At 36.7% G+C, this 11,850-nt stretch carries 7 protein-coding genes; 4 read left to right on the top strand and 3 right to left on the bottom strand.

All coding sequences use genetic code 11. The features are described from left to right. The first annotated feature begins 37 nt into the window (after nucleotides 1-37). From AB3G73_RS04090 to AB3G73_RS04105, 4 genes are all read left to right on the top strand, one after another. Nucleotides 38-571 carry a hypothetical protein gene (locus tag AB3G73_RS04090; protein ID WP_234132190.1) on the top strand — a complete coding sequence of 178 codons (534 nt, stop codon included), beginning with the start codon at nucleotides 38-40 and terminating at the stop codon, nucleotides 569-571. A 102-nt stretch (nucleotides 572-673) separates the two neighbouring features. Next, on the top strand, nucleotides 674-6,703 hold the full coding sequence (locus AB3G73_RS04095; protein ID WP_259011470.1) for an FG-GAP-like repeat-containing protein: 6,030 nt from the start codon (nucleotides 674-676) through the stop codon (nucleotides 6,701-6,703). A gap of 2 nt (nucleotides 6,704-6,705) precedes the next feature. After that, nucleotides 6,706-7,197 carry a hypothetical protein gene (locus AB3G73_RS04100; protein ID WP_032848910.1) on the top strand — a complete coding sequence of 164 codons (492 nt, stop codon included), beginning with the start codon at nucleotides 6,706-6,708 and terminating at the stop codon, nucleotides 7,195-7,197. Nucleotides 7,198-7,255: 58 nt separating this feature from the next. After that, nucleotides 7,256-9,205 carry a cytochrome c biogenesis protein CcdA gene (locus AB3G73_RS04105; RefSeq protein ID WP_234132188.1) on the top strand — a complete coding sequence of 650 codons (1,950 nt, stop codon included), beginning with the start codon at nucleotides 7,256-7,258 and terminating at the stop codon, nucleotides 9,203-9,205. Between the two features lie 258 nt (nucleotides 9,206-9,463). Here AB3G73_RS04105 and AB3G73_RS04110 read toward each other — a convergent pair whose 3' ends face one another. From AB3G73_RS04110 to AB3G73_RS04120, 3 genes are all read right to left on the bottom strand, one after another. Further along, nucleotides 9,464-11,053 (bottom strand): IS66 family transposase, encoded by a 1,590-nt coding sequence (locus tag AB3G73_RS04110; protein ID WP_195650751.1) that lies wholly within the window; start codon nucleotides 11,051-11,053, stop codon nucleotides 9,464-9,466. Between the two features lie 73 nt (nucleotides 11,054-11,126). Beyond that, the gene (tnpB, locus tag AB3G73_RS04115; RefSeq protein WP_195650752.1) at nucleotides 11,127-11,495 is read right to left on the bottom strand and encodes an IS66 family insertion sequence element accessory protein TnpB; all 369 of its coding nucleotides are present in this window, start codon (nucleotides 11,493-11,495) and stop codon (nucleotides 11,127-11,129) included. Continuing rightward, nucleotides 11,479-11,811 carry a hypothetical protein gene (locus tag AB3G73_RS04120; RefSeq protein ID WP_217723764.1) on the bottom strand — a complete coding sequence of 111 codons (333 nt, stop codon included), beginning with the start codon at nucleotides 11,809-11,811 and terminating at the stop codon, nucleotides 11,479-11,481. Before AB3G73_RS04120 ends, tnpB begins: the two co-directional genes overlap by 17 nt. Nucleotides 11,812-11,850: the final 39 nt, after the last annotated feature.

Genomic DNA, 11,850 nt, shown 5'->3' on the forward strand with positions numbered 1-11,850 from the left:
TTTGCTCTATAAATGAATAGAAATAAAATGGAATATTATGATGAATAAATCGTTATATAAATTAATCATATTCATTGGAATGTTAGGATTAATAAGCAGTTGTTCGGATGATGATTCTGAAAGTAAATCACAATATGAAGTGGTGGATAATGTGGTGACTAGTTGGTATTCACCCTCTCATTACGAAAAAACAGTACCTTCAAGCGAATTGTTATGTATTGGGGAGAGTGATAAATGTCCTTTATCTAATACATACATATCAATAGTCAATTATGATTCTGAATATCCGATAGTCATACCGAGAGGGGTCTATCAATACTATGAATATGGACATTGGATATATAGACCTGTACCTGCCGATGGGTCTATGAAGGAAATATTTAATTCTGATTGGTATACGACTGTTGTAGTACTATATGGTGGTGAAGGAACATATAATTTTGCTGTAAGAATTTACAATCCTACTTTAAACAAATATTTTGTAACCAAGCCATATCAATTGAAAGTATGGAGAGAAGGAGTAGAGGGGGAGTATAAGTGGTTTCGTTCTATTACGCAGGTAAATAATTAATTAACTAAAAAGAATGGGTACTCTTCTATTCTTGAGGCTGATAAAGCAATATTAGCAGCTCATGGGTATGATACAAATCACATATAATAATTATGACATATTATGGGATTCTGGAAAATTGCACTAGTAAGTCTATTATTAGGAAACAATTCGGTTTTATCACAGAATAATCGATTGTTTTATGACTATGATAATAATGGAAATCGAATTTCACGGACAAATAATATTGAGAGTAAAGATCGTCGAATAATGATTGCTGCTTCTGTTGATATTCCATATTTGGAATATGATGTAGCTGTTGATGTAAATAATCATACTCTTGATACACTTTTAGCAGTAGGATCTACTCCTTATTTTTTTGATATAGCAGCAAATGGTGCTTCTAATTTTTCAATTCCTCTCTCGTTGCCTGTTGGCAATGGTGGAATAGGACCTAATTTGGAAATTGTATACAATAGTTATAGTGGAGATGGAGTTTTAGGTACAGGAATAAATTTGTCATGTTTATCTTCAATTACTCGTAGTAATGAAGAGTCTAGATTTAATGAATTACATTCTTGGAATAAATATTATCTGGACGGTATACCTCTAATAGAGAAATGGGTGGATGGAAAAATAGTCTATTATAAAGAAAATAATGATTATTCCTTAATAACCAGAGATAACTCTACACGTTACTTTGTATTGACCACTCAAGATGGAATGAAATATTATTATGGTGATTACAAAGATACCAAAGCATACCAATTATCTAATGCTGACCAGACTACTATTATTTCCTGGTATTTGGCTTGTCAAGAAGATCCTTATGGAAATTATATATTGTATAATTATCAACAAGATATTGAAAATGCAGATATATGGTTAAAGTCAATTGAATATACATTTAATAATTCATGTAATTATACACAAACCAATCGAATTGATTTTTTATATAATCGTGTGAAAGATGTTCCAACTGGTTTCCTGAATGGTTTCAGGATTAAACGTGATAAGATATTGAAAGAAATTTCCGTTTTTGCAGGAAGTGAACAGGTACGTACCTATAAAATGAAGTATATAAAAGATGAGAAAGATATATATCCAAAACTTAATAGCATACAAGAGTTTGGAAAGAATAATGTTGCTTATAATCCTATTATAATAGGTTGGGGAAATCATCAAGGTGAGAAATGTTTGCAAAAATATGCGTTTGAACATCGTCCGACAGATGTGATTCAAGGAGACTTTAACGGTGATGGAATAGAGGATTTTCTGACAATAGATAAACAATATATAATGAGACCTCCAGAATATATGGATTCTATAAATATTGTATTAGAAGTCCAAACAATAGATAAAAAAGGAAATCGTGAAAAAGTATGGACTACAACCATTTATGACCAAAACTATTCTTTTACTGTAATTCCTGGGGATTTTAATGGAGATGGTTTATTGGATTTAGCTATGTTAACTAAGGATGATACGCATTTCACAATTATGAAAGCGTATCTGAATGAGGAAGGAAAATTAGGTTATAAAACAACGACCAGGTTGGGGGGAGTTGCTAGTCCTGTATTAGTTGGGCATTTTGAGGGAAATAGAAAAGATCAACTTCTAATCGGAAATAAATACTACTCTTTTGATGATGAATTAGTTAAATATACTTCTCTAAATATAGAAACTTTACCAGATAATGGGAGTTATGCAGTCATAGATGTTGATGGAGATAAATACGATGATATTGTTGTATATGATAAAAAGAAGAAAGAATTTACAGCTTATGCTATTATTGATTATAGTGGGAATCTTCGTAAATTGACACATTTTACCTGTAATGAGGGGGAAATCGAGGATATTAAATTCGGGTATTTCAATAATGATCAATATGCGGATATCTTTTTTTATTGTAAATCCGGGGAACAATATAAACAATTTATATATTATTACAACGGAAATGAATTTGTTAAGGGAGAAATTACGGAATCACATCCTAATTTATCTTTCTTAGTTGCAGATTTTAATAATGATGGTATATCAGAGTTAATGTCTTGTTATTATACAATTGACCAAGATAAAGAGACCAAAGCTGCGACTGTTAGTTATCCTGGATGTCATTTTACGAGTAATACCTATAATATTGATGTTACGGATTTATTTCTATCTCCTGATATCTCTCCTGGAACTACAAGATTAGATGATGTGTATTCATATAAGGGAAAATCTTATGTTTATCCTATAAAACACGATCTTTTTGCCGGTGATTTTACAGGGGATGGTAGAGCTGATGTATTAGCCATTTCTCAATCCAGAGTAACAGGGCCAGGGGTGATTACACGTTTTCGTGACGTAAAATACAGTTTGGTAACTTTTGATGAACAATGTTCTTCTGATGTGGTGATTGATATCATAGATGGTAATGCGGGTAGGCGCTCTATTGAATATAATAGTCATGTACAATCACGTGTGAGTAAGAATCCGCTAATAAAAGGATTATATACTCATTGGAATAAGCAATATGCATTAATTCGAAATGTAAATTATGTACTAACATCCGATTTGCATAAAAACATTCATATTGGTAAGAAGTCATATTCATATACTACTCCTTTTTATAGAAAGGATAAAGGTAATTTTGTTGGATTTGAAAAACAAATAATAACAGATTCTCTTTTAAATACTATCACGGTTAATACTTATAATGTATTAGGATCTCCCTGTATATTATATCTTGCCAAAAGCGAGTATCGTGTTGGACATGAAATCGTTTCGTCTACTAACTATGGAGCTGAATTACATGATTTGTCAGGGAGCTATTATTTGAGACATACATCCGTTTTTGAAACAGACTTGGATAAGCAATGTGAAAAAGTGGAGCAATATACTTATGATGAAGTAGATAATATCATAATTTCTGATGTTAGTTATCAAGGATTTGCTAGGGTAAATAATATACCAGAAAAAAGAGTTTTAACCAATTATCAATATGTACGTCCGGATAATCTATTATATAAGAAGAAACCTTCAAAAATTACAACTGTCTACACAAGAGATGAAGCTAATAGTATCACTCAGGTGAAAAGATACGATTATACACCACAAGGAAAAATTTCTTTAGAATCATTTAATTCATATTTTAAAAGATACCAATATAATGTTTGTGGGCTTTTGGTTGCGGAGAGTATAGAAGATTCTATCACTAAAAAACAGTTTATTTATGAATATGATACTAACTTTCTACATCGAAGTAAGACTATATCTCCGACAGGTTTAATCTCAACTTATACAACTGATGTCTATGGCAATATTCTTATTCATACCGGACCGGGAAATCTGAAAACATATTATACTTATGATGATTTATTCAGACCTTATAAAATTAAGGCTCCCGATGGTACTGTTTCAGTCCGGAAAGCAATAAGAGGGGGACGTGATAAACAAGGATTCTATGTTGCGAATTATGTTATATTGAATGGAAATACAGAAAAAAGTATTATTTTTAATAATGCCATACACTACGATTGTCTGGGGAGAGAAATTCGAAAAGAAAAAGTTCTATTAAATGGAATATGCGAACATGTTGATATTTATTATAACAAAAAAGGGTTGTCAGAAAAGTTGTATTCATATAGAGGGAAAGTTTTAGTAAATTCGAAAGAAATGTATTATGATAATAAGAATCGCATTATACAAGAGAAAATATCATCTCCAGTAGATGTGGGCAAAAATGGAAAAACTATAGACTATGTTTATTATGATCCAAATGTCAGGAGAGGGAAAAAGGTAAAAACTGTAATAACTAATGCATCTACCACTGATTCTATTGTTACAATAATGATATATAATCGTACTGCTTTACCTGTATTAAGAATCGAAAATAGTGATTCAATAGTTTACCAATATGATAGTGCTGATAACTTAATAAAGGTACAAACGGTAGGATATCCGACAGAGGATAAATATACAGATTATGGATTGAGAATTTCTCATTTCAATAATTCTACAGGTAAATCGACATGTGAATATAACAATTTCAATGAATTAGCTAAAGAGGTTGATAGTCAAGGAAATAAGATTAAATATGCTTACGATAAAGAGGGAAGAATAATAACAAAAACGACAGGGGAAAATACTGTTCATTATATTTATGACGCAGTTACTGGTTGGCTAAAAGGAATTGAATCTTTGTCACATAAACTGGAATATTTATATGATAATATAGGACGGGTTATTGAAGAAAAGAAAACGACATTAGGGATACCGATGGTCAAGAAATATCAGTATGACAACTTTGGACGTTTATCAGTGTATACTTCTCCGTCTGGTTTCAAGCAAAAGAATGTATATGATGATAGATTTTGTGAATTGGTTGAGATTCGTGATATAACTACAGGCGATTCAAAAATTCTATGGAAACGCACGAAGGTCGATTCTTTGGGATATATTTCACAGGTTATTAATGGAGATAATCGAACAGTAGATTATACGTATAATAATCGTGGAGAATATACACATATTTATTCTCCGGGAGTTATTGATTTTTTATATCAATATGATCATCGTGATTTGATGCTTTCACGTAAAGAAAAGTTTTATACGGATGATTTATGGAAAGGATTTGATGAGTATTTCAGCTATGATACTTATGAAAGGCTTATTGCATCTGAAAGAAAAGGAAAAACAGGCCAAGAGGTTTCATATTCTTCCGGTTATCGGATTGCATCAAAATCCGACATGGGGACTTATTTATATACTAGCGATAAATCTCGAATTCATAGCATATCCACAGTGTCAGAAAGAGATTATTATCCTTCACAGATATTAACATTTTCAACAAATAATCGTATTGCTACAATACAAGAAAAAGATAAGATATGGACTTATGATTATGATGTGAATGAGATGCGTGCAAAAGCGGTGTTGGAAGAAAATGGCATTGTACGATTAACTAAATATTATTTTTCTAATTATGAAAAAGAATGTACAGATAACCAATCGACTGATATTGATTATATTTATGCAGGTGAAAATTTGGTAGCTTTAAGAAAGACTACAGAAAATCAGGCGACTATATATTTTGTCTATTCTGATAATTTAGGTTCTATTCGATGCTTGACTGATTTTCAAGGGAATGTAGTACAGCAGTTGGGGTATGACGCATGGGGGCAACGCCGCAATCCATTGACTGGCGAGAAATTGACTTCTATAGAATTGATAGATTCTTATCGTATTACGCGACGTGGATTTACAACTCATGAGCATATTGATGAAATGAACCTGATTAATATGAATGCGAGAATCTATGATCCTTTAATTGGTTGCTTTATTAGTGTTGATCCTCACGCTGCCATGAATTATATAATTAATCCTTATACTTATTGTAATGGAAATCCATTAAAATGGATTGATTTAACAGGAGAAGATATGTGGAGTACGTCTGACCCTGACTTGATAGACCGGATGTTTAATTTATACAAGGATGGCCAGAATATGTTTGGCAAACCATATTCTGTAAGTAATGATTGGTTTTATCTAACTCACGATGAGTTTGTTAGAGCCTATGCAGTATATGGAGTTGCTGTATTTTCTTACAATGGTAGCTATGACTTGAGTAGTTATGGGACTGTAAGTGATGGGGAAATCACAATTCATGGGAAGCTTCCGAAAAAAGAGGAAACTGGCTTTCCTAGTGTAGGTGATGCTTATTCTATGATAAATTATGCAGTAGGGACATATACTGGAATAAAAGCTTACTCGCATGTACATGATGGAATGTGGCGTGGAATGGACGGTAAATGGTACAAAACATCTTGGGGAGGTAATCAGTATACAGGGGCTCGTAGCACTGTGATGAAAAAGGCTTTACGTTTAGAGAAAATTGGTAAATATATGTTCTGTCTTGATGCTGTAATTAATGGAGTTATAATTTGGAACAATGCTTCTGAAAATAATTACGAACTTATATTCCAATCTTCGGCAAATATTGTTTTCGGATATATTTCTACTTATGGTGGACCTCCTGGAATGATTGTGGGAACAATGTATTATTCTATGACTTTTGCTCCTCATGGATTTATATTTTGTCCGATAACAGAACCGACTTTCTGTTCATCTGATAATACTTATGTTGAACCATATAAAAAAATATATTGAGAATGAATATACTTAAACAAATATATGAGATATATGAATATCTGTTTTATCGAACATATATATGGCAGCTTAGATTGTGGGGAGAAAAGCGGTCGCCAGAAGTGGCAGGGTTATTACTACCGACTTCATTGTTTACTTTTGTTTTTGTTGGCCCAATAGTTGGAGTATTACATTCATTGGAAGTACCAAACAATGAAGAGTTAGGTATACTTTTGGCTGTTATATTCACTTTTGTTGCTCATAGATTATTTATTAGCGATGGACAATATTTGTCTATTGCTGATAAATATCGTAATGAAACTAAAGAAAAACAACGACAACGTATGAAGCAAGTTTGGATTTTTTTAGCAATAAATCTTATTTGGGTAATATTCTGCATCTTCTTATTCATCAAAGTGATACCCCCGCCATCAAATGCAGATACCTCTAATAAGAATCCTTCTCCAGAATATATAGAGATGCTGAAAGATATAAGAGACCGACGAGCACAATAGAATATAAACAGTGAAATAAATTTGTTGTATAATAGATTATAATTTAGAACTTAGAAAAATGAGAATTATTTTATTTTTATTATTGGGTTGGTACACAATCGGAAATATACAAGCACAAATCAAAGAGCCTGTAAAGTTCAAAAATGAGTTGAAAATGACATCTGAAACGGAAGCGGAAATCGTGTTTACTGCTTCGATAGAGAAAGGATGGCATGTGTATTCGACCGGGCTAGGGGATGATGGGCCTATTTCCGCTACTTTCAACATCAATGCGAGTAATCATGTAGAAACAATGGGTAAATTGCAACCTGTTGGAAAAGAAATCAGCATCTATGATAAGATGTTCGAGATGAACGTGCGTTATTTTGAAGATACGGTACAGTTTATCCAAAAAGTGAGATTTACAGGAAATGATTACTTTATGGATGGGTTTCTGGAGTTTGGAGCTTGTAACGATGAGAGCTGTTTACCTCCGACTCAAATTCCTTTTCAATATGGGAAAAAAGCAGAAGCAGATATAATAGTTACAAAAGGGGAGGAAGAGGCTCCGGTAAATGTGGTAGAGAAGCAATCGGAAAGTGATCTTTGGAAACCGGTAATCAATGAATTGCAAGTGTTAGGTGAAGAACATTCTCAAGAGGATAAATCTTGGTTGTATGTCTTTGTCACTGGATTTCTTGGCGGATTATTGGCTTTGTTCACTCCCTGCGTATGGCCGATTATTCCTATGACTGTGAGTTTTTTCCTGAAAAGAAACAAGGATAAGAAGAAAGGGATTCGGGATGCATGGACTTATGGTGCTTCAATTGTCGTGATTTATGTAACACTGGGATTAGCAATTACTTTAATATTTGGTGCCAGTGCATTGAACGCTTTATCAACAAATGCCGTATTTAATATTCTTTTCTTCCTGATGTTGGTTGTTTTTGCAGCTTCTTTCTTTGGGGCATTTGAACTTACTTTGCCTTCTAAATGGAGTAATGCTGTGGATAGCAAAGCGGAAGCGACGAGTGGGCTGCTAAGTATTTTTCTGATGGCATTTACGTTATCTCTGGTGTCTTTCTCTTGTACAGGGCCGATTATCGGCTTTCTGCTCGTACAGGTTTCTACAACTGGTAGCGTGATTGCTCCTGCTATCGGAATGTTAGGCTTTGCCATCGCTTTGGCTTTACCATTCACACTGTTTGCTCTTTTTCCTTCGTGGCTGAAATCAATGCCTAAGTCAGGAGGGTGGATGAATGTAATTAAAGTGACATTGGGCTTTCTGGAACTGGCTTTTGCCTTGAAATTCTTATCGGTTGCGGACTTAGCCTATGGTTGGAGAATTCTGGATAGGGAAACCTTCCTTGCATTATGGATTGTGATTTTCGGACTGATGGGGTTATATCTGTTAGGAAAGATCAAGTTTCCGCATGACGGTGATGAAAGTAGGGTAGGCGTAGCCCGCTTCTTTCTTGCACTTGTCTCTTTAGCGTTTGCTGTGTATATGATCCCCGGACTTTGGGGAGCACCTTTGAAAGCTGTCAGTGCATTTGCTCCTCCTGTGATGACACAGGACTTCAATTTATACTCGAATGAGGTTCATCCCCAATTTAAGGACTATGATATTGGGATGGAGTATGCACGGCAACAGGGAATGCCTGTGATGGTCGACTTTACCGGATATGGTTGTGTGAATTGTCGTAAGATGGAGGCGGCTGTATGGACAGATAGTAAGGTAGGCGGTATCATCAATGATAAATATGTGCTTATCTCGTTGTATGTAGATGATAAGACTCCATTGAATGAGCCGCTCAAAGTAACGGAAAATGGAACGGAACGTACCTTACGCACGGTAGGGGATAAATGGAGCTATCTGCAACGTGTGAAGTTTGGAGCAAATGCACAGCCTTTTTATGTATTGCTGGATAATGACGGGAATCCGTTGAATAAGTCGTATGCATATAATGAAGATATTACTTCTTATATTGAGTTTTTACAGAAAGGATTGGAACATTACGTAAAATGAATTTAGTCATTGATTCTCTTTTTAACCTGGACTCGTGATCGATAGGATTAGAAAAGGAATTTGTTTTTAGGTAGTGGGGCCGGCGTACAAAGCGTAACTTTGTTTGCCGGTCTTTTTTATGCTCCCTTGTCTCCCTGCTTGTCGCTTTTTTCAAGGTATTGGGTTGATTATTTGCTAGTAAGCATCCGATAAAGTACACTATAAAAAAATGGCTGTATCTCCTTTCCTGGTAAGCAGCCATCTATCGTTGTATCTCCATCATTCTTTATTCTTTTCCTTCCATTTGTGTGGCAACATTTGTAACAGTTCCTCATAATTTGCCTTCTGCATATATGGCATTCTTGCTATAACGTCATTCAGATAAGTGCGCGGATTTACTTTATGCGCTTTGCACGTAGCCAGTAACGAACAGACGACACTCATGCTGACGGCCGCCTGATGGTCTCCACAGAACAAGTAGTTCTTTCTACCCAATGTGATTGGTCGGATGGCATTTTCCGCCAGATTGTTATCAATATGGATACGTCCATCCTGCAGATACCTCATCATATTCTCCCAGCGGGTATAGGCATAGGTTATCGCCTTTCCGGTCAGGCTGTTTGGGCTGTATTTTATCCCTTCTGTTTCCATCCATAGCTTCAAGGCATCCATAATAGGTCCGGCAAGTTCCTGACGTTTTCCCATTCGTTCATTTTCTGTAAGCTGCTTCTGGTCACAGTCATGTTCTATGCGATATAGAAGCTGTATTTCTTTTAAGGCATGTTCCGCCATCTGCCTGTTTTCAGCAAGTGCCTGCTCAAAATACCTGCGTATATGAGCCATGCAGTTAACAAGGCGCACATTCGGGTTGACCTTGAAAGCCGATTCGTAACCCTCAAAGCCGTCACATTGGAAATAACCCTTGAAGTCTTTAGCCAGTTGCCCTATCACCGTACCTGACCGTGATCCTTTGTCATAATGGAAAAGCACCAGTCGTTCGACTACCGCCCTGACCATCCACAAGTATTCCTTGTTGGTCTGATGTCCTGCCTTGTCCAGTACAGGTACGGTCGTTTCATCCCCCTGTATGTAGTCGGATTTCATGATTTCCTGCCTGAGTACCTCGTAAAGTGGCTTGAGAAGTTCAACCGCAGGCTTGAACCATCCGTCTATGGTACTTTCACTAGCTTTGAAGCCCAGGTGATGCAACTGTTTCACCTGGCGGTAGAAGGGAAGATGATACTCATATTTCTGCAGGAGTATCTCCGCCAAAAGTGTAGGTCCCGCTATTCCTTTGTATATAGGCAACAGCGGCATGGCGGCTATCTCCACTCCTTTTCTGCCGACCGGTGGAAGTGAAGTGTTGTCTTTAAGGGCATATTTGGGCCGTACAATCTCCTTTATATAAAGTTGTCCGGGCTTATGTTCCACCACACGGGTCACTTCCTCACCAATCTTCCTGTACAGTTCCAGGTCAATGTCTTCCGGCTCGATGATTACCCTTTCAAGTACGGGAAGACCTTCCATTATCCTGCGGTTATTCCGTTCCCGTTTCTTGCTCTCCACCGTTTCTTTTGTGATTGTCTGCACCGCTACTTCACGCGCTTTTTCCAGTTCAGCCGCGTTATCAGGAAGAAAGTCACCGAACAGGTCAGGCTGGTTGGAATCAAGAGACGGGAGTTTCTCTGACTTGTGACCGAAAAGCTGGCGGTTCAGCCATGCGACTTGAGCCGTCAGCTCATTGAGACGGTTCTGTAAGGATTCATTCTGCCGGGTAAGCCTGATAATGGTCTCAGCCTGGGATGCGTTCACCTGCTGCAGGGACTGCAGCATTGAGTTCATCTGTGAAAGCATCTCTTCCTGAGTCATAATCCGTTTCTTTTAATTACACTATAAATGTACAAAATATATCCCGGACAGACAAGGAATACGACATCTATTTTTATACAGTATATACATTTCGTTCCGCCCTCAGACGTCTCAAACGCTGCCCGGGAGATTCACGGATTCCTTCCACCATAATGACAAGATCGCGCCATTCCATCGGATAGCTGCACGATTTCTCGTCATATTCGGGAATCTTGAAATGACCGGCTTCAAGGCGCTTGACATACATCACCAGACCGCCATCCTCGGCATGGAGAAGCTTCATCAATTTACGGCTGCTGCCAATGAAGATGAATACATCACCGTTCCTGACACTGCAGCCCATACGCTCGTGTACCACACCGCAGAGAGAACTGATACCCTTGCGCATATCAGTCCTGCCGGGGCAGAGAAAATACCGCATCGTATCATTCAGGCAGAACATGGCAACAGGCGTATTGGTTAATCAAACGGGAAGCGGCCTCTTCCATACCGGCACCCAAATGGGCACGGACGCCATTAGGAAACAACAGGGTCATTCCGGAAACAGAAGAGGAGGAAGCAATACAGGGGGACGTCAGGCTGATGGGGGCTAAGACTGATTGGGGAGCAGATGTCTCGTGATCGGGAACACTGGAAGATTTACGTTTCCAATAATTGTACGTGGAGTAACTGACATGTTCACGTTGCAGAAATTTCAGAAGACTCAGACCGCTTAAACGATGCAGTTCCTGTAAAGAGGTAAATTGTTCTTTTGTCATAATGAAAATATGTTAGAAGTTCATGCAATATTGCACAGG

It is taken from the genome of Bacteroides sp. L008, assembly GCF_040812255.1.
Lineage (GTDB): Bacteria > Bacteroidota > Bacteroidia > Bacteroidales > Bacteroidaceae > Bacteroides > Bacteroides vicugnae.

Excerpts from the sequence above, each read along its gene's own strand:
- AB3G73_RS04090 (WP_234132190.1), top strand. The coding sequence starts at position 38 with ATGATGAATAAATCGTTATATAAATTAATCATATTCATTGGAATGTTA.
- AB3G73_RS04095 (WP_259011470.1), top strand. The coding sequence starts at position 674 with ATGGGATTCTGGAAAATTGCACTAGTAAGTCTATTATTAGGAAACAAT.
- AB3G73_RS04100 (WP_032848910.1), top strand. The coding sequence starts at position 6,706 with ATGAATATACTTAAACAAATATATGAGATATATGAATATCTGTTTTAT.
- AB3G73_RS04105 (WP_234132188.1), top strand. The coding sequence starts at position 7,256 with ATGAGAATTATTTTATTTTTATTATTGGGTTGGTACACAATCGGAAAT.
- AB3G73_RS04110 (WP_195650751.1), bottom strand. The coding sequence starts at position 11,053 with ATGACTCAGGAAGAGATGCTTTCACAGATGAACTCAATGCTGCAGTCC.
- tnpB (WP_195650752.1), bottom strand. The coding sequence starts at position 11,495 with ATGTTCTGCCTGAATGATACGATGCGGTATTTTCTCTGCCCCGGCAGG.
- AB3G73_RS04120 (WP_217723764.1), bottom strand. The coding sequence starts at position 11,811 with ATGACAAAAGAACAATTTACCTCTTTACAGGAACTGCATCGTTTAAGC.